The sequence below is a fragment of the bacterium genome (genome assembly GCA_019695305.1).
Lineage (GTDB): Bacteria > UBA10199 > UBA10199 > UBA10199 > JAIBAG01 > JAIBAG01.
The window spans coordinates 23,189-48,900 of sequence record JAIBAG010000012.1; the positions used below are offsets into that span (position 1 = coordinate 23,189).

General features: G+C 41.9%; 26 protein-coding genes. 16 read left to right on the top strand and 10 right to left on the bottom strand.

Annotated elements, in window-relative coordinates:
* The first annotated feature begins 6 nt into the window (after nt 1-6).
* The 7 genes from K1X76_06985 (at nt 7) to lpdA (ending at nt 7,590) form a co-directional block, all read left to right on the top strand.
* Nucleotides 7-195: a type II toxin-antitoxin system VapB family antitoxin gene (locus K1X76_06985; protein ID MBX7148817.1), complete on the top strand. Its 189-nt coding sequence runs from the start codon at nt 7-9 to the stop codon at nt 193-195.
* Nucleotides 195-602, top strand: coding sequence for a PIN domain-containing protein (locus tag K1X76_06990; GenBank protein ID MBX7148818.1), 408 nt, complete (start codon nt 195-197; stop codon nt 600-602). The genes K1X76_06985 and K1X76_06990 overlap by 1 nt, the downstream gene beginning before the upstream one ends.
* Nucleotides 603-767: 165 nt before the next feature.
* Complete coding sequence (locus K1X76_06995) at nt 768-1,508, top strand: hypothetical protein (protein ID MBX7148819.1); 741 nt, start codon at nt 768-770, stop codon at nt 1,506-1,508.
* 40 nt (nt 1,509-1,548) lie between these two features.
* Complete coding sequence (locus K1X76_07000) at nt 1,549-2,013, top strand: MEKHLA domain-containing protein (protein MBX7148820.1); 465 nt, start codon at nt 1,549-1,551, stop codon at nt 2,011-2,013.
* A 103-nt stretch (nt 2,014-2,116) separates the two neighbouring features.
* A complete protein-coding gene (locus K1X76_07005; GenBank protein ID MBX7148821.1) occupies nt 2,117-4,876 on the top strand; it encodes a 2-oxoglutarate dehydrogenase E1 component in 2,760 nt (919 codons plus the stop codon).
* A 53-nt stretch (nt 4,877-4,929) separates the two neighbouring features.
* Nucleotides 4,930-6,129: a 2-oxoglutarate dehydrogenase complex dihydrolipoyllysine-residue succinyltransferase gene (gene odhB / locus K1X76_07010; protein ID MBX7148822.1), complete on the top strand. Its 1,200-nt coding sequence runs from the start codon at nt 4,930-4,932 to the stop codon at nt 6,127-6,129.
* A gap of 18 nt (nt 6,130-6,147) precedes the next feature.
* A complete protein-coding gene (gene lpdA, locus K1X76_07015; protein ID MBX7148823.1) occupies nt 6,148-7,590 on the top strand; it encodes a dihydrolipoyl dehydrogenase in 1,443 nt (480 codons plus the stop codon).
* Between the two features lie 4 nt (nt 7,591-7,594).
* On the opposite strand, the gene K1X76_07020 is transcribed toward lpdA, so the two are convergent.
* The 3 genes from K1X76_07020 to can all read right to left on the bottom strand — a co-directional run bounded on the left by K1X76_07020 (nt 7,595) and on the right by can (nt 10,211).
* Nucleotides 7,595-8,314 (bottom strand): DUF1275 domain-containing protein, encoded by a 720-nt coding sequence (locus K1X76_07020; GenBank protein MBX7148824.1) that lies wholly within the window; start codon nt 8,312-8,314, stop codon nt 7,595-7,597.
* 27 nt (nt 8,315-8,341) lie between these two features.
* The gene (locus K1X76_07025; GenBank protein MBX7148825.1) at nt 8,342-9,502 is read right to left on the bottom strand and encodes a hypothetical protein; all 1,161 of its coding nucleotides are present in this window, start codon (nt 9,500-9,502) and stop codon (nt 8,342-8,344) included.
* A 73-nt stretch (nt 9,503-9,575) separates the two neighbouring features.
* The gene (gene can, locus K1X76_07030) at nt 9,576-10,211 is read right to left on the bottom strand and encodes a carbonate dehydratase (protein ID MBX7148826.1); all 636 of its coding nucleotides are present in this window, start codon (nt 10,209-10,211) and stop codon (nt 9,576-9,578) included.
* A 177-nt stretch (nt 10,212-10,388) separates the two neighbouring features.
* Between can and aat the strand changes: the two genes are divergently transcribed.
* The 6 genes from aat to K1X76_07060 all read left to right on the top strand — a co-directional run bounded on the left by aat (nt 10,389) and on the right by K1X76_07060 (nt 13,538).
* Nucleotides 10,389-11,024: a leucyl/phenylalanyl-tRNA--protein transferase gene (gene aat / locus K1X76_07035; GenBank protein ID MBX7148827.1), complete on the top strand. Its 636-nt coding sequence runs from the start codon at nt 10,389-10,391 to the stop codon at nt 11,022-11,024.
* A 124-nt stretch (nt 11,025-11,148) separates the two neighbouring features.
* Nucleotides 11,149-11,331 (top strand): hypothetical protein, encoded by a 183-nt coding sequence (locus K1X76_07040; GenBank protein ID MBX7148828.1) that lies wholly within the window; start codon nt 11,149-11,151, stop codon nt 11,329-11,331.
* Nucleotides 11,332-11,482: 151 nt separating this feature from the next.
* Complete coding sequence (orn, locus tag K1X76_07045; GenBank protein MBX7148829.1) at nt 11,483-12,016, top strand: oligoribonuclease; 534 nt, start codon at nt 11,483-11,485, stop codon at nt 12,014-12,016.
* Nucleotides 12,017-12,085: 69 nt separating this feature from the next.
* Nucleotides 12,086-12,403, top strand: a complete 318-nt coding sequence (locus tag K1X76_07050) for a hypothetical protein (protein ID MBX7148830.1) — start codon at nt 12,086-12,088, stop codon at nt 12,401-12,403.
* Complete coding sequence (locus K1X76_07055) at nt 12,403-12,663, top strand: hypothetical protein (GenBank protein MBX7148831.1); 261 nt, start codon at nt 12,403-12,405, stop codon at nt 12,661-12,663. Before K1X76_07050 ends, K1X76_07055 begins: the two co-directional genes overlap by 1 nt.
* 137 nt (nt 12,664-12,800) lie before the next feature.
* Nucleotides 12,801-13,538, top strand: coding sequence for an alpha/beta hydrolase fold domain-containing protein (locus K1X76_07060; GenBank protein ID MBX7148832.1), 738 nt, complete (start codon nt 12,801-12,803; stop codon nt 13,536-13,538).
* 64 nt (nt 13,539-13,602) lie between these two features.
* On the opposite strand, the gene K1X76_07065 is transcribed toward K1X76_07060, so the two are convergent.
* Nucleotides 13,603-14,382: an RsmB/NOP family class I SAM-dependent RNA methyltransferase gene (locus K1X76_07065; GenBank protein MBX7148833.1), complete on the bottom strand. Its 780-nt coding sequence runs from the start codon at nt 14,380-14,382 to the stop codon at nt 13,603-13,605.
* Between K1X76_07065 and K1X76_07070 the strand changes: the two genes are divergently transcribed.
* Complete coding sequence (locus K1X76_07070) at nt 14,381-15,238, top strand: hypothetical protein (protein MBX7148834.1); 858 nt, start codon at nt 14,381-14,383, stop codon at nt 15,236-15,238. The genes K1X76_07065 and K1X76_07070 overlap by 2 nt on opposite strands.
* A gap of 119 nt (nt 15,239-15,357) precedes the next feature.
* Here K1X76_07070 and K1X76_07075 read toward each other — a convergent pair whose 3' ends face one another.
* The 6 genes from K1X76_07075 to K1X76_07100 all read right to left on the bottom strand — a co-directional run bounded on the left by K1X76_07075 (nt 15,358) and on the right by K1X76_07100 (nt 23,937).
* On the bottom strand, nt 15,358-19,119 hold the full coding sequence (locus tag K1X76_07075) for a hypothetical protein (protein MBX7148835.1): 3,762 nt from the start codon (nt 19,117-19,119) through the stop codon (nt 15,358-15,360).
* A 15-nt stretch (nt 19,120-19,134) separates the two neighbouring features.
* Nucleotides 19,135-19,605: a hypothetical protein gene (locus K1X76_07080; GenBank protein ID MBX7148836.1), complete on the bottom strand. Its 471-nt coding sequence runs from the start codon at nt 19,603-19,605 to the stop codon at nt 19,135-19,137.
* A 202-nt stretch (nt 19,606-19,807) separates the two neighbouring features.
* Nucleotides 19,808-21,175 (bottom strand): hypothetical protein, encoded by a 1,368-nt coding sequence (locus K1X76_07085; GenBank protein ID MBX7148837.1) that lies wholly within the window; start codon nt 21,173-21,175, stop codon nt 19,808-19,810.
* 276 nt (nt 21,176-21,451) lie between these two features.
* Nucleotides 21,452-22,633 carry a hypothetical protein gene (locus K1X76_07090; GenBank protein MBX7148838.1) on the bottom strand — a complete coding sequence of 394 codons (1,182 nt, stop codon included), beginning with the start codon at nt 22,631-22,633 and terminating at the stop codon, nt 21,452-21,454.
* Nucleotides 22,634-22,699: 66 nt separating this feature from the next.
* Entirely contained in the window at nt 22,700-23,095 is a 396-nt protein-coding gene (locus K1X76_07095) for a hypothetical protein (protein ID MBX7148839.1), read from the bottom strand.
* Nucleotides 23,096-23,271: 176 nt separating this feature from the next.
* A complete protein-coding gene (locus K1X76_07100) occupies nt 23,272-23,937 on the bottom strand; it encodes a LysM peptidoglycan-binding domain-containing protein (protein ID MBX7148840.1) in 666 nt (221 codons plus the stop codon).
* Nucleotides 23,938-24,183: 246 nt separating this feature from the next.
* Between K1X76_07100 and K1X76_07105 the strand changes: the two genes are divergently transcribed.
* Both K1X76_07105 and K1X76_07110 read left to right on the top strand, forming a co-directional pair.
* The gene (locus K1X76_07105; GenBank protein MBX7148841.1) at nt 24,184-24,747 is read left to right on the top strand and encodes a hypothetical protein; all 564 of its coding nucleotides are present in this window, start codon (nt 24,184-24,186) and stop codon (nt 24,745-24,747) included.
* A gap of 112 nt (nt 24,748-24,859) precedes the next feature.
* Nucleotides 24,860-25,711, top strand: a complete 852-nt coding sequence (locus tag K1X76_07110; protein ID MBX7148842.1) for a TIGR02147 family protein — start codon at nt 24,860-24,862, stop codon at nt 25,709-25,711.
* Nucleotide 25,712 lies beyond the last annotated feature (1 nt).

Genomic DNA, 25,712 nt, shown 5'->3' on the forward strand with positions numbered 1-25,712 from the left:
ATTTCAATGAACATTCCTTCCAAATTGCTTAAAGAAGCCGTTAAGGCCAGTGGTTCCACCACAAAAACCGAAGCTGTTGTTTTAGGACTAAAGGAACTTATTCATAAAAAAAATATTCAAAACATCCTCTTACTTAAGGGCAGCGGTAAATTGGGGCTTACTCAAAAACAGTTGTCAAAAATGAGAGCCCGCTAATGATTTTAGTTGATACATCAGTGTGGATTTCTTTCTTTTCAACAAAAAAAAGCAAGGAACAAGAACACTTTGCAGAATTGATGGAACAGCAAAAAATTGCTTCGTGTTTGCCCATTAAAACCGAACTGTTATCGGGCAATATTAATGAATCCACACAACGCATCATTCACTTGGTTTTTAAAGGTTTGCCCATGCTCGATTTAAATTGGAGCAAAGAATCGACGTGGGATTCTTTGGCTGAAATAGCGCAAATGGCCTATCAAAAAAAACATCATCCTCCGGGCATTGTAGACCGTATGATTATTTTATGTGCCCAAGAAAATAAAACCCTTGTATGGACTCTTGATAAAAAATTACTAGCTCTCTTGAATATGATCAAGCTTTCCTACAGCCCCGAGTCTCCCTAATTCATTCTAATTTTGACGCGCTCAAACTTTAACCTCCCGCGTCATAAAATGATAACAACTTAAGTGCAGAATTTGCATTTCTGGCTCACAAATCCAACAACCTCTTATCTACTATTCCGATAACCCATTTGAAAAGGGACACTAACCATCATCTAAGGAGGCCTTATGTCTACTACATCCATTTCTCATTTATTAGCAAATAGAAACGGCAAACCGGTGGAACAACCCGCATCCGATGCCACCCCAAACCGTGTACTTGTTACCACCACTGTGGGAGCCGATACTTTAGGTGTTCAAAAATTTGATCCAAGTTTAGCCAGTTTTCAACCGGGCGCTGTAGCCGGGTTAGGCCTGCGTTACGAAAGGCTCATGCGGCGGCATGGTTTGCTTGGAATCGAGCTCAGATTTCAAGGAACATTCCATCAAGATCATTTGGAAGTAGAAAATTCTCATTTTTTTGGAAATGTATCGGGCAATGTTCTTGTGCCTGTTGGCGGCGAATTTAACCATGGGCAAAATCGCTTCCAAGGTTTTTTTGGCGTAGGACTGATGTATGGCGCAGGCAAACTTGAAATAGAACATCCCTCTATTACAACCACAGCAATAGCTTTAGACCACGATTTGAGTGCAGTCGATACGTTACTGGGTAACATACAACCTCAAGCCCTGCCTCAAAGCGTTATAGGATTAGAGTACGCTCAAAATATTAAAACATCTTCCCCTCACTTAGCCCTTCGGTTTGCTGTTGCCGCAACTTTAACAACCATCATGGCTAAAAGTGGTTATAGCGGTTATGTAGGTGACGATTCTTGGGGCATGGCCGTGATGGAAGGCCGACGCGGCTTGCTGCAAGGTGCTTTGACATTTGGCCTGCAAGTAGGCCGTCAATTTGCCGATAAGCCTTAAAAAGCTAGACGGGGCTTTTTCTTTTTTATACGGTTCAAGCATGGATCATCCGGCTTTAAACCCTCTTTTGGCTCCGCATCTTACTCAACTCGTCAGTAGCTACCAGCACTACACGGGCCAAGAGCTGGTTTCTTCTTGCTTAAAAGGACAAGAACTTGTCGATTTTCTTTTTAACGCCCCCTTTATTCTTTTATCGCACAACACCCAACCCGATCCTCTTTTAAATTACGGCAACAAAAAAGCTTTGGAGCTTTGGGAGATGACTTGGGACGAATTTATTCAAACACCCTCGCGCGTAACCGCCGAACCCCCCATCCAAAGCGAACGGGAAATCTTGCTGCGGCGCGTTAAAATGCAGGGTTTTATCGATAACTATGCCGGTATCCGCATCTCCAAAACAAAAAAACGTTTTTGCATCACCCAGGCCACGGTGTGGAATATTGTGGACCAAAACCAGGTGTATCAAGGGCAAGCGGCTTGTTTTAGCCATTGGCAATACGTGTAGAAGTACTTGTTTTAACCTGTGATCTTCCCTTGCCCCCCTTTTACAAATTAGGCATAATATTACCTTCGCAATAAAAACAAAGGTGTGGTGGAAATAGTGCGCTATGAATGACGGGGGTCTTAAAAAACGGTCAACACCGAGCTATCTTAATCCTCTCAATGTTCAATACATTGAAGAAATTGCCGAGGAATATAAAAAATCACCGCAAAATGTGGACGAAAGCTGGCGCTATTTTTTTGAAGGCATGGCTCTGTCTCAGGCTCAAACCCTGGCCAAAAACAATACCTCTCCTGTTTCCGATTTTGATTTCGAACTAAAAGTTATTGAACTGATACAAAATTACCGCGAAATGGGTTACCTCATTGCCGATGTTAATCCCTTAAACCGAGGCATTAAAACGCATCCCCTGCTTGCCCTTTCGCGCTTTGGCTTAACCGAAGCCGATTTAAACCGTACCACCAAAAGCGGGCATATGCTGGGCATGCCTACCACCACCTTAAAAGCCGTTATTGAAACACTCACCAAACTGTATTGCTCGCCGGCTTCTGTAGAATACGGCCATATTGAAGATCCCGAAAGCCGTTTATGGATTCAAAAGCGTGTCGAATCGCAATTTTTACTGGAACCGCTTAACACCGAAGAAAAAATTAGAGCGCTGCACATGTTGGCCAAAGCCGAAGTGTTTGAAACATTTTTGCACAAACGCTTTGTGGGCCAAAAACGTTTTTCCGTAGAAGGCACCGATATCATTATCCCCATGCTTGATTACTTGATTGATCAGGCCAGCAAAAGAAAAACAGATGAAGTGTTGATTGGTATGGCACATCGTGGCCGTTTAAATGTACTGGCCAATACTTTTAATAAAGACCCGCGCCTCTTACTTGCCGAATTTGCCGGTAAATTAAAAGTAGCCTTAGGTGCTGGCGACGTAAAATACCACATGGGTTTTTCGCAAAACACCTTAACTCCCAGTGGAAACCAGGTGCATTTATCATTAATGCCTAACCCCAGCCATTTAGAAGCTGTTAATCCGGTACTCATGGGTGTGGCTCGCTCCAAGCAAAAATTAAAAGGCGATACTGCACGCACCCGTACACTCCCTGTTTTGATTCATGGCGATGCCTCGTTTGCCGGCCAAGGTTCTATTTACGAAGTTTTAAATTTATCGGAATTAAAAGGTTATACCGTGGGCGGTACCATTCATATTATTTTAAACAACCAGGTTGGTTTTACTACCGATCCGTCCGAAGCCCGTTCTACACCTAATTCTACCGATGTTGCCAAAATGTTGGAAATTCCCATTTTGCGCGTCAATGCCGACGAACCCGACGCGGCTTTGCGTTGCATGCTCATGGCTTTGGAATTCCGCAATACTTTTAAACGTGATGTAGTAATAGACGTGTTGGGCTACCGCCGTTATGGGCACAACGAAGCCGATGAACCGGGGTTTACCCAACCGCTCATGTACGAACAAATTAAATCGCATCCCCGCCCTCGCGAATTGTATGCGCAACGTCTTATTCACAATAAAATTATTACCGAAGAAGAAGTACAAAAATACATGACGGAATTGGATGAAGGGCTTGATAGCGCTTTGGCCGAATCACAAAAAGCCACCTTTCAGCATCCCATGCAAAGTTTTGGCGACCGCTGGAAAGATTTGGAACGCCCTACCAAAGACAATATTTTTCTACCCAGTAAAACGGGTGTAAATAAAGAAGCACTGCTCGATTTAGCCACCGAATTTTTAACCATTCCTTCCACCGTAAATGTGCACCCCAAAGTGCAAAAAATTTATGAAGACCGCAAATTGATGGCTGAAGGAAAAAAAGAAATTGATTGGGGCATGGCCGAAATGCTCACCTATGCCAGCCTTATTAAAGAAGGCTATTCTGTGCGTTTGGCCGGGCAAGACGTAGAACGCGGCACCTTTTCTCACCGTCATTCGGTATTAGCCGACATTAAAACTGGCAAAAAATATTCGCCTCTTAATCATTTAACCGATGTAGACGCCGATTTTGATGTGGTCAATTCGCCTTTATCGGAATACGCTGCACTTGGTTTTGAATTTGGCCAGTCACTTTCTAACCCCGAAAAATTATCTATTTGGGAAGCGCAATTTGGCGATTTTGCCAACGGCGCACAAATTATTATCGACCAATTTATTACCAGCTCGGCCGTTAAATGGCGCCGCTACAGCGGTTTGGTAATGCAATTGCCACATGGCTACGAGGGCCAGGGCCCCGAACATTCTTCCGCCCGTCCCGAACGTTATCTTATGGCCTGTGCTAAAAATAATATTCAGGTGATGAACTTAACAACACCGGTACAACTTTTTCATGCGCTCCGTCGCCAAATGCACCGTAAATACCGTTTGCCTCTCATCATCTTTACACCCAAAAGTTTACTGCGCCACCCACGCGTTCATTCACCGCTGGAAGATTTTAAAAATAAACATTTTTATGAAGTATTAGACGATGCCATGGATATGGCTGCTAAAGAAAATGTGAAAAAAATTGTATTATGCAGCGGTAAAATTTATTACGACCTGCTCGCTAAAAAAGAAGAATTAAATAACGAAACCGTAGCCCTTATTCGTTTAGAGCAACTTTATCCTTTTCCCAAAGAAATTTTAATCAACATTATGGCTGGCTATAAAAATGCCACCGAAATTATCTGGTGCCAGGAAGAACCCAAAAATATGGGCCCTTGGGGCTTTGTATATATGCGTATGCGCCATAGCTTAAATCATCGTAAAATGTATTATGTGGGTCGCAAATCGCAAGCCAGCCCGGCCGATGGTTATATGCATTTACACTTGCAGGAGCAAAAAAGAATTGTAACAACTGTGTTTGAAGATTAATTTGTTTTTATCTGATATCTGACCTCAGACTGCTGACGTCGGTTTATACTCTTATGAAATACGAAGTGAAAGTTCCATCCGCTGGCGAATCGATAACCGAAATCTTTATTGGGGGCTGGCGTGTAGCCAATGGCCAGCAAGTAAAAAAGGATGAGATTTTAGTTGATCTTGAATCACAAAAAGCAACCTTTGAACTCCAGGCCGAACGGGCCGGTAAAATTGAAATTTTAGTGGGCGAAGCTCAGGCTAAAGTAGGTATTGGCGATGTGATTGCTTATATTCATGATGACCAAACAGGCGATGCCCCCGCTCCAAAAGCTAAAGCCGAAGCAAAACCTGCACCAGCACCTGCGGCTAAAAAAGAAACGGTCGCGATGCCATCTGCACAAAAAATGGCCGCCGAAAAGAATGTAGATTTATCGTCTGTTGCAGGCACCGGTAAAGATGGAAGAATTTTAAAAGAGGATGTGGCTAAAGCCAGCTCTCAACCGGCAGCCGCTCCAGCAGCGCAAGCTTCCAGTACACCGGCCCCTAAAGTGGAATATGCTATCGACTCCGCCAGAGGCGAAGTAAAACGCCCGGCGACTAGAATCCGTCGTCAAATCGCCGAAAACCTCGTCGCTTCGCAACACACCGCCGCTATTCTCACCACTTTCAACGAAGTAGACATGACGGCACTTTTGGAATTCCGTAAAAAGAACAAAGATAAATTAAAAGAAAAACACGGCACAGCCCCCGGCATTGTAGGTTTTTTTGCCATGGCTTGTGTAAAAGCCTTAAAAGAATATCCGCTCGTGAATGCCACCTACACCGGTGAAGATATCATCACGCGCGACTTTGTAGATTTATCCATCGCAGTCAGCACCGAACGTGGCCTTGTTGTGCCGGTTATTAAAGACATCGATAAAATGAATTTAATGCAGTTTGAAAAGAAACTGGCCGATGTATCGGAACGCGCCAAAGCCCGCAAGCTATCTATACCCGAAATGACGGGCGGTACCTTTACCATCAGCAACGGCGGTGTTTTTGGTTCTTTGTTATCAACACCTATTCTCAATATGCCACAAGCCGGTATTTTAGGTTTACATAAAACCCAGGAACGCCCGGTGGTGGTCGACGGTCAAATTGTCATCCGTCCCATTATGTATGTGGCTCTCTCGTACGATCATCGCATCATCGATGGACGCGAAGCGGTTTTGTTTTTAGTAAAAGTGAAGGAATGCATCGAATCGATGGATATTCCTGTTGAATAGGTGGATAGTGGATAGTGAATGGTGAATGGTAAAGAAGGTTCTTGCTATCCACCATCCACCATCCACCATTCACTTCTCCCCATGTACGATATTTTGGTTATTGGTTCGGGCCCTGGTGGCTATGTTGCCGCTATCCGTGCTGCTCAATTGGGTTTTAAAGTAGCTTGCGTTGAAAAAGATAAAACCTTAGGCGGCACTTGCTTAAACGTAGGCTGCATCCCATCAAAAGCACTGCTTGAATCCTCTGAACTCTATCATCAAACCCAGCACGAATTAGAACAACATGGCATTGAAGTAGGCAAAACTTCTCTTAACTGGGATAAAATGCTGGAAAGAAAAAGCACCATCGTCAAACAACTCACTGGCGGCATCGCCATGCTCTTTAAAAAGAACAAGATTGATTCGTTTGTGGGCACAGCTACTTTTAATGCCGATAAAACAGTTACCGTTGGCTCCGAAAAACTCTCTGCCAAACATATTATTATTGCAACCGGCTCCGTTCCCTCTTCCATCCCGGGCTTAGAGGTGAATCAAGAAACCGTTCTCGATTCCACCGGTGCCCTGGCTCTTAAAAAAGTACCTGGCAAAATGATTGTGATTGGTGCGGGTGCCATTGGGCTTGAAATGGGATCGGTGTATGCCCGTTTAGGAACCGAAATTACCGTGGTTGAAGCGCTCGATAAAATTGTTCCCAGCATGGATGGCGAAGTAGGCAAAGCGTTTTTACGAGTACTGCAAAAACAAAACATGAAATTTATGCTCTCCACCAAAGTAGGCAAAGCCACCTTGGGCAAAAAAGGTGTCACCTTAAGTATTACGAACGATAAAAACGAGGCCTCTGAGTTAACCGCCGATTGCGTACTGGTGGCTATTGGCCGCAAAGCTAATACCGAAGGTTTGGGGCTAGATGCTGTGGGCATTAAAAAAGATGAACGCGGCCGTATTACTGTTAATAAAAATTTTGAAACCAATGTCCCGGGCATTTATGCCATTGGTGACGTGATTGCCGGTCCCATGTTGGCGCACAAAGCCTCTGAAGAAGGTGTAGTGTGTGTGGAAATGATCGCCGGACAAAAACCGCATATCAATTACGATGTGGTGCCCGCCATTGTGTACACACATCCCGAAGTAGCAAGCGTAGGTTTAACCGAAGAAGAAGCTGTAGCCAAAGGAATTGAAATTAAAAAAGCCAAATTTCTTTTTATGGCTAACGGCCGCGCACTGGCTTTAGGCACCAAAGAAGGTTTTGTAAAACTCATTGCCGATAAAAATACCGATCGTTTGCTGGGCGCCCACATCATGGGCCCACGTGCGTCTGACTTGATTGCCGAATTAGCTTTAGCGATTGAATTTAAAGCCTCGGCCGAAGACGTAGCCCGCACTATCCATGCGCATCCGACACTGGCAGAAGTAACAAAAGAAGCAGCTTTGGGGTTGGGTAGTGGTGCCATTCATTCGTAGAAATTTAATTTTTTAATTTCGATTCAAAAGCGGCATAAGCCGAAAGTAAAGCGGGAATTAAAAAACCAAGATACTGAAGTTTTAAGAATAAATACGCTCCCGCAATAGATCCCATTACAAAAGACACTATAACAAGAAGACGCAAAATATTGGCCCGTATTTCACCCTGATGTTTTTCAATATCAGGCTGCGGCGAAAAGAGACGCACCAAACCAATACCTAAATCGGTTGTGATGCCTGTTAAATGGGTGGTGCGCACCTGAGCCCCGTAAAAAGTAGTAATAGCTGCATTTTGTAAGCCACTGGCTCCACACAATAAAATAAGCAGCACATAATGCTGCTTAATATTAACCTCGCCACCAAAAATACCAAAAAAATTAAAGTAACCTTCTATAGCTACAGTCAATAAACACAGTGTGATTAAAACCATCACCAGCGTGTAGGCGGGTTTTTTACCCATCAAAATACGGCGATCCACCAAAAAAGCCGAGAGCATAGTCCCCAGCAAAAAGAAGAGAGGTACCGATAAAGTACCAAACGCAGCCAGCCACTTGTTTTGAATAAGATCCATGCCAAACCAGGTGGCAAAACCGGTGACATGCGTTACAAAACGGCCGCTCGCCATAAAACCACCGGCATTTACACAACCGGCCAAAATACTTAAGAGCGACGCATTAAAATAGACTTTTTTGTATTGGTTACTTTTGAGATCGTGTTTGAACATGTGCAAACACTATAAAGAATTTTTTAACTAATAACAACCTACTCCATACTCACAGGTTGTTGTAGCCGTAGGATCTGTTTCTACACTTTCATAGGCATCCGTTAAGCCATCTCCATCAAAATCTAATCCTACCTCTACTGTCCAAGCATCGCCCGAAGCAGGCTTGATGGTAACACTAGCCCCAGACTCGGCCACAGAAATTTGCGCTGCTCCATGAGACCCCGCAGTGTTACTTAATGCTACACCCAATCCGACCTCAAGATGAGAATTTTGGCCAACATAAAAACTGGCACCTTGTTCGGCCAGATTTTGAGCCACCGTTCCACTATTATAGGTAAATTGACTATTTTCTAAATAAACAGCTCCTCCCCAGGTAGGATCGTGATTAGTACGGGGAGACGATCCATTATTCATAAAATTCACATCGGTAGCAATAACATTCGATTGCACGGCCTTAATAGCAGAACCTTGTGATGCCACATTATTAGCAAAAGTACTTTCAGTTAAACTGACCGATGCTCCATTTACATCCAAAGCCGATTGAGCTTCTACGTTTGCAATATTTCCTGGAGCTTCAATTTGGCTAAAATTTATATTGCTAAAATACGTAGAGCCTCCAACAATTTTTACAGCACTGGCATCATTACGATAGAACTCAAAGTTATTCATGCTTATTTCGCTATCGCTGAAAACTAAATGCGGCACCAAAGGATTAGTTTCGCACATGGGCCAAATAACAACAGATCCATTTTCAGCTCTTATACTAAGCTTTTTATGATTAATTTGCGTTTGAATTGCAGTACAGTCATCGCTGGGCAACTTTGTAAAATATCCAAAATCGTCGTAAGAACTTGCACCCACTATAAGCGTATTGTCATTGGCAGCAGCAGCAACTCCAGCATTTAAATTTGTATATAGTGGATGAGTACCACTTTGGCTCAATCTTAAATACGGATCTTGTCCCTGAATACTGGCATGTGCCGCGTCCAAAGGTGTAGCTACATAAAAAACATCTTCAAAAGAAGCCGTATCTGATGAATTTATTGAGGTATCAGAGCCACTATCATCCTTTTGATCAGTATCTAACGGCACATCCGTATCACTGATTGGGGAATCTGCTCCAGAAATACCTGTATCCTTAGTGGGCATTTCTTCACAAGCCCACGGCCATAAAATTGAAGAAATCATATCGGTTTATCGGTATCCTATTTTATTTGTTCACTAAAAAAAGGAGATAAAGCTAAAAAGTGAGAACAGTTTGTTATCGGGGCTGCAAGCGATACAGCTGTTCAATCTGCTTTTTGGAATTAATACACAGCCCCAAATCTTTAATAAACCCATCGGCAATATCGTAAATCCAGCCATGAACCGTTAACTTTTGCTTACGATCCCAAGCATTTTGTACAAAACGCGTATAACACACGTTTAAGACCTGCTCGCGCACGTTAAGCTCGGCCAAGCGATGGTAACGCTGGGTAGGGTTTTTAATTTTTTGAAGTTCTTCGCGGTGTAAAAAATAAATATCTTTAATATGGCGCAACCAGTTATCGATAAGCCCCATTTGTTTGTTGCCCATGGCAGCCTTAACACCCCCACAACCATAGTGACCACATACAATAATATGACGTACTTTTAAGGCCTCTACGGCATATTGAATAACCGATAAGCAATTCATATCGGTATGCAACACCACATTGGCTACGTTACGATGCACAAAAAGCTCGCCTGGGTTTAAACCCACAATTTCGTTGGGTGGCATGCGGCTATCGGCACAACCAATCCATAAGTAAACAGGGGTTTGTTGCTTGGCGAGTTTTTTAAAAAAACCGGCATCTTGTTCCAAATGCGCTTTAACCCATTTTTTATTATTGTCGAAGAGAGCTTTAAGTTCTTTCATAACTGTAAATCAGGTGTAAACCGTGTTAAAGATGATGTCAATTATAACTCTTCCCCTCTCCCTCAATGGGAGAGGGCTAGGGAGAGGGTGAACACGTTATGCCCCCTCTCCTGGTTCCGCTTCGCGGCACCATCCTCTCCCACAAGGGGAGAGGAATATAATGAAAATTTCTATCTTATGATCAAAGCCTTTCCTCCCATAGAAACTGCCGATGAAGACGGTGTTTTGGCCATCGGCGGCGATCTAGAAATTCCCTCGCTCCTCTTGGCTTACACCTCGGGCATCTTTCCTTGGCCGCAAAGCAGCCGTACACTCCTGTGGTTTGCCCCACCCCAGAGGGGAATTTTGGATTTTAACGATTTTCATATCCCCTCCCGTCTTAAGCGCGATTTAAAGAAATGCCCCTATACCTTTTATGTAAACCGCAACTTTAAAGGTGTTATCGAGGCCTGCCGCGCCGCTAAAAACCGTAAAGGCCAAAACGGCACCTGGATTACTAAGGCCATGTCAGACGCCTACGTCGCCCTCTACAACGCAGGATATGCTATGAGTTTTGAGGCTTACGATGCCCATGATACACTTGCGGGCGGGCTGTATGGGGTTAAAATAAAAAAGTATTTTGCCGGCGAAAGCATGTTTTACACTAAAACAAACGCCTCTAAGTTTGCCTTGGTAAACGCCGTGGCCCATCTAAAAAATGAAGGCCTTACCTGGATAGACACACAAATGGTAACGCCTCTTGTTGCCAGCTTTGGCGGAAGGCTCATTTCACGAGGGGAATTTATGAAAAAACTGGAAAAAATCGTAAAATAGATAAAATTCTTCTTTTTTACCTCGTAAAACCCTGCTATATTGCCCCACATTGCTTAACAACTTAGAATGAGTTTTTCATCATGTGGCATGGTGGGAAAATCTTCTGACTAAAGGAGAACACATTATGGCAGCAAAAAAACCTGCTAAAAAGGGCGGTAAAAAAGTAGCATTTGGCGGATACACCATTTGTTTTAAAGGATGCGATGATTCCGTTGAAAAAGTTTTTGGAAGCGGCGAAATTACACCCAGCGAAATGACCAAAAAAATCTGGGCATATGTAAAAAAGAACAAGCTTGCTGGAAAGTAAAAATTACTTTCGCAAATTAAGTATTGTGATAAGGCCTACCTTACGGTAGGCTTTTTCATTTATTTGTCCCCTTTTGTAAGGGGGACTACAGGGGGTAGCCCAAAGTTTACTACCTCCCCTAGCCCCTCCTTACAAAGGAGGGGAAAAACACATGAAAAAATTCTTTTGGATAGACATGGAGATGACTGGGCTTGATGAAAAGAAAGATTCCATTCTTGAAGTAGCTGCCGTTGTCACCGATGTCGATTTTAATGTTTTAGAAACTTACGACACCGTTGTTTTTCAAACACCCGAAGTGGTAAACGGGATGAACGATTGGTGCAAAGAGCATCACGGCAAAAGCGGGCTTACAGCAAGAATACCCAGTGGTAAAAAACTGGATGTGGTTGAAAAAGAAATTGTTACTTTTTTAGATAAACACTTCCCTACCAAAGACAAAGTTCCTCTCTGTGGCAATTCGGTAGGCAACGATAAACGTTTTATAGATGAGTACATGAAAAAATTCTCCAGCCGCTTGCATTACCGCATTATTGATGTGAGTTCGTTTAAAGAAATTTTTAGAGAAAAATACAAAGTAAATATCGAAAAAGAATCTAAACACCGTGCCTTGGACGATATTTTTGAATCCATCAAAGAATTAAAGACTTATTTGTCTTATGTAAAAATTGATAAGAACGGTGGATAGTGGATGGTGAATGGTGGATGGTAAGCACTTTACTATCCACTATCCACTATCCACCATCCACTTCTGCCTATGGCCGAAACAATTGATGAAATTAATATTAACTGGAGTGACGAAGCCGGTAATTTACTGGTAAAAGAACTCAAAAAAGAAATTTTAACTCGTGGCTCATGGACTACTATCATGTTCCTTTATCAAGATTTTGATAAAAAGAAGAATGACTTTGGCCCCAAAAAAATTCGCATTGGTCGTTATCAAAAACGTAACGGCAAGTTCATGCAGCAATCCAAATTTAATATCTCGTCCGCTAAACAAGCCAAACAATTTATGGGTGTGATCAATGGCTGGCTACCCGAAATGGGCGATGGAGCTGAAGGGGATGACGAATAATGAATCCCATTGAGAAAACACGCTGGGAAGAAACACGTAACCGCGGGCTTATGTTCTTTATTATTAAGCGTGGCTTTGTGTGGTTTGGTTTTCCCGGGGCTTTTCTTTATACCTTCGTTACTTCCAAACAATTAAATTTACCCACCATGGATGTACTTCCACGTGCAGTGGCCATGTTTAATTTTGCCGGATTCTTTTTTGCTTTATTCTTGTGGTTTGTGATGGAACGACGGTACAAAAAGACAGCGAACTTAAGCTGATTTGCGGTTTTCGAGATACGTTAAAATCACGTAGCTTAAAAAAGTAATGGTTACAAAAACGGACATATAGTTTACCTCAGGGCTAGCGTTACTAGCCCTTTTTCATCGGTTTATCCACATAAAAGTTGCTATAAAATATGACAAAAACCATACAACAAGGACTTATGGCAGGGCTTGAAGCCCTTGTGATTGAAGGGCAAGCGAAGGGCGAAGTTATTGTTTTCTTTCATGGTTATGGCGCCGACATGCATGATTTGGCGCCTCTAGGCCAGGTGCTAAAAGTGCCCGATCAAGTCACCTGGGTTTTTCCGAATGGGCCACTCCTCGTCCCCATTGGCCCGCATATGCAAGGCCATGCCTGGTTTCCTATTGATGAGGATGCGCTCATGAAAGCCATGGCTACCGGCACGCATCGTGATTTATCACAAATCACGCCTCCCGGTTTTGAAGACGCTTACAAAGTAGCCTCTAAGATGATTAGCGAAATGCATGTTCCACCGGAAAAACTCATTTTAGGCGGCTTTAGCCAAGGCGCCATGATGGCAACGGCATTAGCATTACGGATGAAGGAAAATATCAAAGGTTTAATTCTCCTCTCGGGCACTTTGCTCAGTGAAAATGAATGGACCTCCCTCGCTAAAAATCACAAAGACCTGTCGTTTTTTATGTCGCATGGAAAAAGTGATCCTCTTTTAGATTTTAAAGCAGCGCAAAAGCTTGAAAAAATTTTACAAGATGGTGGTTTAAAGGGACATTTGATAGCCTTTGATGGCGAACACGAAATTCCGGAAAATGTTTTGAGGAAGCTGCAGGAGTTTCTGAATCACTTGTTTACTTCAAAGAGTAACCCACCCCTTGCCCCTCCCTTAATTTAAGGGAGGGGGACGTTCTATTTTCTTAGTCCCTCCCACTTAAATTAAGGGGGAGGACAGGAGGGGGTTATTTCTTCTCCACCACACAAAAATAAATCGGCCCAAATCCCGTTGTGTCCGGCAAAATTTGCCAGCCATGTTCTGTAGCATCGCCTATTTCATGGGTGTTGCGAATAATTGAAATCTTGATCTTCCCTTTTTCTAAAACACGACTCACCACAGCGTCATTTTCTAAAGGAGATAACGCACATGTCGAATAAACAAGTCTCCCTCCCGATTTAAGAGCGAGCAGCGCCGAGCACAAGAGCGCATACTGTTTTTGTGCTAACTGCTTGGTACGCTTAGGACTCCATTTTTTCAATTCGCCCTCGTCGTGAAGCAAATGACGTTCCCCCGAACAAGGAGCATCGAGCAGAATACGATCATATTTTTCTTTTTCTTTTACTCCTATTAAGCTTCCATCTCGGCCCGTTACGCTAATACGTTCTTTGCGTATATTTTCGGGAACATAATCGCGAATCACTTGAGTAAGCCTATCGCGCCGCGCACGCGAAAATTCATTAGCGATAAGATGCCCGCCCTCGCCCAAAGCCTCCGCTAAAATAAGGGATTTACCACCAGGAGCCGCACACATATCGAGGACCTGATCGGAAGCTTGGACATCCAAAGCCATCGCCGGAAAAACAGAAGCCTTATCCATTATATACACGGCTTCCATGCCTTTAAAAGCATTGGGTCTTTCAATTTTTAAGGGTTCTTTGAGCAAAGCCTCTTTTAAAGCGGGCCACCGGGCCCCCCAGTAATGCTTGTAGAACTCGTCAAAATCGCGATATAGACTCTCTGTCATGCAAAAAGCTCTACCTCATACGCCGCTTGAAATCGACCAGTATTTAAAACTGGATTGTGGCAATTTTAATATTATTGGCCGCGGGATAGCCGGGGTAGAATCCGTCTACACACTCCCACAATTTAATATTACGTTTGATACCGGACGGGCACCCACGTTTTCCATCCATCACGATCATCTGGCTCTCTCCCATTTGCATTTAGATCATGCCGGTGGTTTGGCATTTTATTTGGGTCTGCGTTGTTTAAACGATTTAACCCCGCTTAAGCTGATTGTACCTGCCACAAAGGAACAAGCCACACGTGATTTGGTAGAAGCCATACGCAAGAGTAGCGAACAACAATTAACCTGCGAGATTATTGGTATTAAAGATCCGATTGAAATTAAAAAGAATATCTTTTTAACAGCGGTTGAAAATTTTCACTGTGTAGACAGTACCGGATATTTAATCAGCGAAAAAAAGAAAAAATTAAAACCGGTGTACGCTGGTCTTTCTGGAAATGAGTTGGTGGAACTTAAGAAAAAAAATATTGAGATTGAAACCGAAACCATGGAACCCCAATTTGCCTATTCGGGCGACAGCAAAGCCGAATTCTTTACCACCATTGCTGCCAAAGCGCGTGTACTATTGATGGAATGCAGCTTTTTTGATGACACTTCCAACATGGAAAAGGTCATTAAATATGGACATACCCATATTAACCATTGGCTTGAGCATTTAGAGAGAATTGAATCGGAAATGGTGATTATGACCCATACCTCCCAGCGCTATTCTGCAAGGGATATAGAAACAACCTGCAAAAAAGTTTTTCCGGAAAGTTTTTTAAAAAAACTGGTGCTCTTTAGAGGCGATTAACAGCAACAATCAAAATCTATTTTTTGCCATTCTTCCAGTTAACCATATTGGTAGAAAAAATCTAAAAATAGCAGAGAGGGGTACTATAAATCATTTAATGCCTCAATGCACTGGTTGCTCTAAAATTGTATTGCAGAAGCCCCTGCTAATGCCCACACATAATTTCGCTTAATTTCGCGTACATTCATACTCCTATTAGCCAAATGCGCCACATTTTCAACAGCTCTCACTGGGTTCTTATTTGGAGTGCTGTTAAAAATTTCTTCCCAAAATGACCTCCCCATTTCTTCTAAATGAGCATTCCTAATAAAATTAAGATTTTCAATTAAGTCAACGCTTTCGTCACTTAGCTTTTGTCTATGATGTTCTTCCAAAACAATGGACTGCTCAAAACTCATGCCACATGCGAGGGCTAAACCTAAAATATCTATATCAACTTTTTTTTCTCTTAAAACATGTCTGACCAAATATACAATTTCATCTGGATCATGAACATGCTGTGCACTTGCACGAACCAATGAAGCTACATCTGAATATTGTGACAAGGCTATGTAATAATCACGCTTTGAAATAAGTGCTAATAAACGATGGGCACGCGATTTATTCACTCCAGCTATGTCCAATAGGCTTAAAACATTTTGGTAAGAACGATTTAAATTCCATTGCCTCCAGGCTTCTATCAAACCTAAACCTGCTGCCATCACAACTGATATGAATAAGGCATCTTCAGAAAAAGCTGTTCCCCCAAAGAATATAGCCAAACTGCGAGCAGAAAAATCTTCTCCTTCCAAGCGATTTACGTTTCTGCCAGAAGCTTGCTGCACATTCTCTGTATGTGGAGGTGAAGCAGTAGGATTAATTCCATTCAGTTTAATTTTTCCTTTGGCAGCCCACTCAAGCATCAAACGTACAATATGATATTGCACGCCTCCACCACCCAATGGAGATGTAAAACGTTCATAAAAAAGTAAATCATCTGCCAACATCGCTTCAACTGCTTCATTAAAAAATTGCTGTTCTCTTCCGCGGCTTGCAATTTCTATGGCATTCATAATAGACGAATTTGGTTCTGAGGGTTTTGAGGGCCCCGCAGATTGTTCTAAATAGGCCTTGGCCGCTTCAATGCCACTATGCTGGCTTTTTTCTTTCATCATTTTCAAAACTATATCTTGAGTTTCACTATCCATTGCACGAGCCGCAACAGCCAAAGCCATCCATGTGCGACCCTTGTTTAAAACAAAGTGAGTGGTTAAACTTTTAAAAAATTGTGGCCACCCCGCCCTTCTTTCTTCGGGTGAAAGATGGGTAAAAGCATGAGCTCTTATAAAAAGAGGTAAATCGCGGTTGTTATAATCTGTTGCGGCCAAGGCAGGATGTGCTTCTAATACAATATGATAGGCCATAGCGGCCGCCCTGCGTTCTGCATAGTTATGGCTATCCATTAAATAATATAAAAGATCCATACGCCTATTAATTTCTTCCAAACTTTTTAAGGCCAGTTGATGACCATACTGAGTTAAAACTTCTTCTAAAAAATGAGGAGGCACTTGAACACGAAAATTCTTTTTTTCATCACTTGTGAAGCGAGGTGGCAAACCAAGTGTGGTACCATTAAAAATTACATTTTCTAATACGTCCAAAGATAACTCTGCAGAATCAAGCAAGCTATGAATAGTTTGATATGCCTTCCATGCAATTTCACGCTGCCTTGTATATCTGTATGTGTCTTTATATTGGGGGTAGTATTGATTAAATGTAAGCAAGTATGGTTCTATAAATTTCTTTTCTGCTTCTAGTTCTTCTGGGGTAAGTTGACATACTGGTAACAAAAAATTATATGCTTCAAAATATCCCGCATGGGGCCATTGACGAATGAGGCCTTTAAGTTGTTGTAAGTTTTCATGGGCTCTTTCCGGATGCCGCACTATTGTTAAAAAAGTATAAATTTGGGCCAAAATTTCCGCATTTTCTTGGGTTGGATCAATAGGTCTATCCCTAAAATACCTGTCCAACATATCGGCACCGTCTAAAAAAACTATGTTTGGGAAAAAATCATTTAGGGGGCGTTCCCCCGTTTGTTGAGCAAGCTTAGCCCTATCAGACCCATTGCCTTCATTTATATGCCATCGATGCGATCTGGCCATCATCCAATAAGCATCCCAAGCCAATTTGTGAGAAACACCTTGGGACGAATCTGCAGCTAGAAGCAGCGCATCAGCTAACTTGTGCGTCTCACCAATATTATCCTTACCTCTAAGCCAAGCCGCTACAGCACGGGCTTTTTCGGGGGGCAAAAGAATACTGGCCGTATCGGATGGTTGATAGGCTCTTATTTGCTCTCCTTTGTATAGCACACCGTCTAACTTAATTTTTCCATCTACCGCCAAACGCGTAAAGACATAAACAAGCTCATAGGGTAACCTGCGTGCGCTCTCATAGGGATTATTGGATGGCATTAAATTTCTATGCCGCTCAAAAAAAATATCGCCCCCCAACACAACAGCTTCTATGGCTTCTTCAAAAAGATCCTGTTTTTCGGTATCGGATAATTCTAATATCTTTCTTTTTAAACGCTTGGCCGTGCTTTTATCAATAACACGTTCTCTCTTTTGGGGTATTGTATCTGCCAGCATCAATATTTCATTTAATATGGCATCAACTTTGGGATTACCCCATCGATGAAAATGTGCTCTATAGCGTACTATATCGTTAAGGGTGTAAACATAGTCCAACTTTAAAAAAAATTTTAAAAGCTCTTTTTCTGCAGGTCTTATCAGCGAATCTATATCCGAATCATCATATACTTCACCTTCATCATCGGGCCACACCCTCCTTAAAAGACGCCCGGCCGTTTGATATCCTAGCCACACCAGAAGCTCTTTATCCTCTTTGGAATATTCTTTCTTTTGAGCAAGAGCTTCTATGGCTTTACTACGAAGCCATATTTTTCTTAACAACTGCGCCAGCGCATGAAGATTTTCAGTATCGAAGGGAATTTGATCCCGGCTTGCGTCAACCTCCTTTTGTTCTTCCGGCGGGGCCAATTTTTGATCCTCTGCGCTCATCACGGGAGCTAGTGGAATATTTTTAATCTGGGGTTCTGTTTGAGCGGGATTACCAGGTGTTGTCTCAACCCGCTTAGGCTGGCTGTTTTTTTCCTCTTCACCTGGAATCACAACAATTTTTCCCTCGCCGGGGTTTTCGCTTTCTACACGCAAAGGTAAATCGAGTAATTGAACAATAGCCGCACCCCATGGAACTCCGTCGGGAGTTTTTGTGTGTGTTAATTCGGGATAAAGAGTTTCAGATAAAATCCAGGCTGTAGCCCAAATTTCGGTAGGTAGTTGAGCCGTTCTAATTTTACCCAGTTCGGCTTTAAAAGCTGCCTCCGCCCCTTTTTTACCACTCGCTAAATAGCCGCTTTCTACAAGGGTCACCGTATCTATCAAACGGCTAAAATGGTCGTCTGTTAAAACTATTCCGTCTATCGATGTAAAGCCAACAAAATCGTTTTTTAAAAGATCTAAATCTAGTCCTGCTTGTTCCAAATTGGTTTCGGTACGGCCTCGATCAAAATCCAAATTAAAAGCGTCATTGTTTAAAAGCGCTGCCGGGCCATATATGGCAGCAAAAGTGCGCTCTGCAAGAGCTAGAGCTATTGTTGCCTTTAACGTCGTTGGGATATTTGCAAACAGCCTAAAACCGGCACCTGGCTTAATCCAGGAGAGTAACTCTAAAGGTTTAAGTGCAAAGGGAGCTGCGGGAGGAGCAAAAGCCAATACAGGATTTGAACTTTCAGAAACAGAATCGTTCTCGTCAATAATACACACATCAGGTGGATTATTAAACAAATCTAATGTGTAAGTTAGAAGTGGGGGCATAAAATTCTCCGGTGGTCAATACTGAACCATCCAACCCACCTTCATTCCACAGCCCGCAGGCACATCCTCTTTGTTGGCGTGGCAATTAAGCTCAATGCTGGGACCCCCATACATGATGAGATTTCCGTAATGCAGCCCCACAGACCCATCAATAACTGGGTTGTTGGTATCGGACGCTCCATTAAATATCCAACGCGGTCCGGCCATGATTTGAACATCCAGGTGATCGGTTTTGTAACTATAGCGACTCAACCAAAAAGAAAAATCGAGACCCAAACGGGCAACAAAGTTGGATTCAACAGGTTTGCCATTTGGAAAATTTAAATCGGTCCTCAACTGGATGGAAGGCCTGATGTTATAAGATCCTATAAACATCGGTATAGGGTACCCACCCTGAACTGAAAAACCCAAAGTTTGTGTTGCAAAACCCGTGGTATCAACATTAACGCCGGTATCCACACCAAGACCAAAATATTCAGAAGGCATAAAACACCTCTCTCATCCCCTTTTTTTATGATTGTGTTTAAAAAGACTGGCCCGAAGAGATGCTGTAATAACTTCTGTGATAAAAGTAATGAAAAAAATGCTAGAAGCCAAAAAAACCGTCCACAGGTGTGGACATTTAGAAACTTCGATTGTTATGTTTACTTATTTATTTAATATCAGAACTTCTACCGCAACGATGACATTACAGGGTCGGATTATCGATATGGCCACGAAAAATGATTGTGCCTGTATCGTGATCCATCACGGCAAAATAAAAAGGACGGTCTACCTGCATCATATGTCCCATAAAGCCTCCACGGGTTACCATGGCCGCCGTTGCGGCAGCTCCTTCGGCACCCTTTTCATCCACCTGAAACATCACTTCCGAAATGACTGTCACATCTTGTATGTTTTGATCGGTCATTGCCGGAAAATTGGAGCTCAATAATTCACTCCATCCTGCGTCTTTTAAATCTAAACGGGTATTAACTCTAAATCGCGGTAAATCCAAATACACATTATCGGGACGCTTTGAAAAAGTTCCGTCCAATGCCCCTCTAAAATCGGGGTCTGCCGGTTTAAAATCGGCTCCATCACGCGGTAAAAGCACCACCATCGATATGTCTCCATTACCATAATCCAGCCGGACGGCCTGATAAGAATCGGTTTCGGTATAGGGTAATCTTGAAGTCTGATGCATCATGGGAACAGAAACTTTACTGCCGCTTCCGGTTGTAAAATCACGCCGAGTTGTGACAGCAGGATCAAACGGGCTTTTCCATTTTCCCTTAAAGTAGAGTGCACTAACCAATACCAATGATGTAGAAGCATCAATGTTGCTCGGTTTCAAAAGTTCTAAAATCATTCCGTTTGTCTGCTTTTTTACCCACTCATTAATGGCTGTGCGCACTTTAGCAGGTGCTTTGGCAAAATTAACTTCGCTGGCTTGATTTGTATCAAACCGTTCTTCAAACAGCGCTTTATAACTTGCCTTCAAATAACCAGGGGCAGCAAACAATCGGCTGGCCATATTGAGCGTAGCTCCCTGCGTTTGCTCCAAATTATCCCGCAGTTTTTTAAAGTACTCCAATTGTGCACCAATATCCATATTAAGCCCCAACCGCTCAGCCACTTTTTGATATTCATCATTACTCAAACCGCTAAACAACATAAGCAAAACTTCCATTTCAGATGATGCAGAATAAACCCTGTTGCCTTGCAATAAGCCGGCATCCATAACTTGTGAGATTCCGTCCATAAAAGCGGATGGTGCTTGAAAAATTGATTGGTCAATATCGGGAACACTGGATGGGAAATGCTTTTTTAAAAACATAGCCAAAGTGCCCCATTCCGATGCCGTCATCGGGTTTTGTAAAGCATTGTTCCGATTAAAAAGTGCTATATCGTCATGGTTAACAATACCCGAGCCATCAATATCCACAAGGGCTCTTGCTTCGGCCTCAATAACTTTATTATCTTCAAGAGACGTATGGCCTGTATTTTTTATTTTTTGCAAAATATCTTCAATTGTTTGATTGTCGATATTTTTGTCGTCTATTAAAAATTCCATATGCAATCTACTCTTTTAAAAACTCTTATCGTTATTTTAAATAAACAAATGCTCCTGCTAATATTAACTACTAACAAATTATCGGTTTCAGTTTCTCCAAAGGTGCTTTTTTTAAAGCAGGACGCATAAAAACCGTCCACAGTTGTGGACAGCGGATTTTCACTAAAATAAAAATATCTTTGTCTTTTTCTTGTGATTATTGGGTTCAACAGATAAATAGCGCTCCCCGCAAGCCGCGATTTTTTTATTACACAGTGGATTTACCCGCCATATCCCTTAATAATCTGAAAGAAAATGATGATCTAAAATATAATGATCCAAAACAACGGGAGCCCTCTTATTAAAATCTTCCTCAGCAATATTCTCCATATCCAATATGGCTTTTATGACATCAAAGGCATCATACCCGCTAGCCATCCCTGTAGTGTCTGCAAAGGCAAAAACCTCATCCGTAAGCTCCCTTTTCTTCTGATCCAGAACTTCATCATCCTCTTTAAGAGTACTGTTTGCAGTATATTCTCGGGCAACATCCCATAAGGAGGGCACGGCCTCTCCATACCCTCTGCATTTCGACAGGCTCATATACCTGGGATCATCTTGAATGGCATCTTGCACCGCCTTTAATTGATTTAAATCTCTTTCCAGATTTTCTCTTGAAACCCCAAATGACTCCAAAACTTGAAGCGCATAAACCACCGCTTCACGCTCAGGAGAAAGTAACATATTTAAAAGGCTAGCAAGTTCTTCCCTTTGTTCTTTTGCCATTCCTTTTTGGGCAAGAGATTCGAGCCAACAATCGTGTATAACTAATCCAGTAAGTGTACGGTCAACCAACTCATAATAATATTTTTGACTTTCAATATTTATTTCAAGTTGAGTGGCATCAAAAGAAAAAGAAGGAGGTTTTGATTCGGGGTCTTGCGGTCTTTGGCCACAGAAAGGATCCATATAATCGGCATCCTCATTTAAATTTTGATCGTACAACCAATTAACATACAAAATACCAATGGCGGCATGAGCATCTATAAAAGCTTTAGATTCATTTAAAGGCGGACAGGTATTTAAAACAGTTTCACTGATGCTACAAACATCTCCATGAGCAGAGTAGATTAAAACATCAACAGGATCAAAAGAAATATACTCCTGAGCATTGCATTGAGAAGCATTTGCTTCATAAAGCATTTCAGGAGGTGCATCTTTTTCGGGAGCATTATAATTTAAAGGATAAATTCCAAGTTTGGCCGTAGTATCACTACAATTATTTCTTACAAAGACATCAGGATCATCAGGATTCACCAAACCAAAACTGGCATATGCCTCGCTCAAATCAATGATACTGTCTTTATTGGTATCAATAATAGAAAAAACCTCCAGGGCCACTCCCGCATCAATATTGGAAGGCAACTCTCTAACAAGAGTATTGATAGAATACCCGCTGTAAAATTCTACATTTCCCATAAACTGTACGAAATTCCCGTCCTCTGCTCATTAATTTATCGACAGAAAAAAATAAAAATTTTATCCCTAAACTTTGGGCGGACTAATGGGGATCGGGATGCTCTGCGGTGCAGTCTTTCGTTCTTCAATAGGCTGTAACTTTTTGAACATTGGGCGGTTAACCGGAGATAAAAATTTGTTAGGCTGTAACAAAACTGCCGTATCGCGTAAGGTATCCGAAACATTTAATGGACAGCTACTCCTATTTTCAATCATACCAAGCTGATTCTGAACACTTTCAAATGCAGATTTGGCTTTTGTAAATTGCTCATCCGAAACTCCCAGTTCTGCCGCATCCACTTCGCCATTATTATCATTATCCTGGTCTGCGCGGCGCAGCCTATCTGTAATTGGCTCCATTTCTTTACTGCATGCATTTTCTTTATCTAAACGTCTTAAACTTATTGTTTGTGGCCTCGACATAAACACTTCCTTTTATAAGATCTCTCTTTTTTAAAAAACGAGTGATCGTAATTAATATTCACAACACCATCATTATCCATTATCGGTTCCTGAGTCTGTAAAAGTGCTCTTTTTAAATCAGTAAGCGCAAATACCGTCCACAGGTGTGGACATTATAAAATTAAGAATAAAGTGAACTAGTAATCTTCGGGTCCCCAAATATCAACAATCACTAATTTTCCATCTTCATCTAATTTAATAAAATCATGAGGCACTTGTTGAAAGGCTCCATTATCCGTCACCACTTGTATTTTGCAGCTTTTTAAATATTCCTTAGGCTTAGACTCCAGCGGAATTTCATCGTTTAAAGCTTTGGCCAGCATCACCAGATAAGCAACAGGCGTTCCTTGAGGAGCATTTGCTTCAAGGTTTTCAACACACTCTCTGGCAAGTGGCGGAATATTACCTAACAATTCATCTCTCACCTCCGAAGGCGATTTTTTGCATTCTAAGCCGGCATCTTTAAGCATCATACAATTGAGCACGCTAGCCGGGGGCAAAAAAAGTTTTTGGCCCGGCAAAATCAAATCACAATTCCTGCTTGTGATTCTTTCTTGCGTAGGAATGCTGGAGAACTCTTTATTGTATTTGCAAAGATAAGGCGTCCACATAGCCCCTTGGGGCCCGTAACGATCTCTTGCAATGGTGGATAACCAATCATCGGGCTTTACTTCATAAGTACTTGGCGTTTGAGATGTAGGGGATGCCGGTCGACGCGAAGCCGGAGTTTCTTTGGGCGGAGGTAAACCTTGCGGGGGAGCTTGCCCGCTAGCCACCATTAATAAGGAAGTAAGAAATGGCATAAAATGATATCGTTTACCTCTAACAATAGTTGTGCCTTTCCAAGCAAATATTTAAAAAACCGTCCACAGTTGTGGACAGCGGCATTTACTCCTCAACAAAATGCACATTCTGTTGACTTTTCTCCCTCGTAAAAATTTTATTTTAATTCAAATCACAAAGAAAACTGCAACTTACAAAAAAGCAAATATGGCATCGCGCTTGCTTATACTGTGACGTCGGTTTGGAAAATAAATGAGGAAAAAATTATGAAAACAGAAAGACAACACTTTTTATATGTAATCGGTTTCTTAATAGGGATGCTGTTAAGTTCTCATGCTTATGCCAGCCTTATAGCAGTTGAACCACCAAAAGATGCGGGTGGAAAAACAGATTTTACAAAACCAGACAATTTCAATCCTCGGTGTTGGATTGCAGATTACTTTAATTCTTTGTTTGAAGATTATTATAATACTAAAAGCGATACTGATTCTGATAAAAACACGTCTAAAAAGAAAAAAATCCCGCGCAACTACACGTCTGATAATTCTAATTATTCTTCCCGTGCTACCAACTACGAATTTACCCCTCAAGACTTGTCGGATGCCCAGGAAATGACAAATGATGAAAGCCCTGTTGAATCGGATGAAACAGCCACGTTTAAAGATGTCAACCAAGGCTATGATTATGCCGTACTATTTAATGATGAAAACGGAGCCCCTCTTGCTATCGGTTATGGCCGCCACTATTCAACCCGTGAAAAAGCCCAAGAGGCCATGGACAATTGTGCCTTGAGTAGCACGTATGGAGAAGCGAGAGAGGCGTGCCAATGAGGCTATTAAAAGCTAACATAATGGAATAATTAGCTATTTTAAAAACATAAAAATAAGGCTTTTTAAAAAGGTATTGTTCAATTCTCCAAAAGCTATGTTAAAATAAGCACCTATGTCTTTGGGCAATGTGGATATTTTTGGGTACACCGATTACCGCCATTATCTTCGCGATTTTCATCAAGTGCAAAAAAGTGAGAATCCAAAATACTCGCTGCGTAATTTTGCGCGCATGGCAGGGCTTGGGTCGCCCAGTTATTTAACCATGGTGATGAAAGGCGAGCGCAGTTTAACACCGGCCTCTCTTACCAGTTTTTCAAAAGCCTTAAAGCATAATCCTAAGCAAAAAAAATATTTTGAAGCCATGGTGTTTTTTACTGATGCCACCGATGAAGATCAGAAAAACGAATACCGCGAACGCATGGCCGAGCTAAAACCTAAGGTAACAGCCGTACAGATAAAAAAGGATCAGTATAATTTTTTTACCAAAATGCATTATGTGGCTATTCACCAAATGACCTGCCTTAATAATTTTAATGAAGACGCTTCCTGGATAGCAAAGCATTTAATTATGGATATCAACTTGGCCGAAGTACACAATACTCTTCAGGCTTTGGTACGATTGGGGCTTTTAAAACGGGATGATAACGGAAAATTGATACCAGCCTCAGAAAGTTTAACTACCGCACCCGAGCTTGATTCGAATGATGTAAAAAAATTGCATGGGGATATTTTAAATGATGCTAAAAAATCACTAAGCCTAACGCACCATAGTTTACGAGGTATGGCGGCTTTAACTACAGCTGTACCCACAAAACTCATTCCCAAGCTTAAAGAAAAAATTTTTTCGTTTTGCCAAGAAATCAACGACTGGATTAATACCGAAAAAATGCCGCACAACGAAGTATACCAATTAAGTGTACAATTGTTCCCGTTAACCAATGTGCAAGAAAAAAATAAGGACTAAT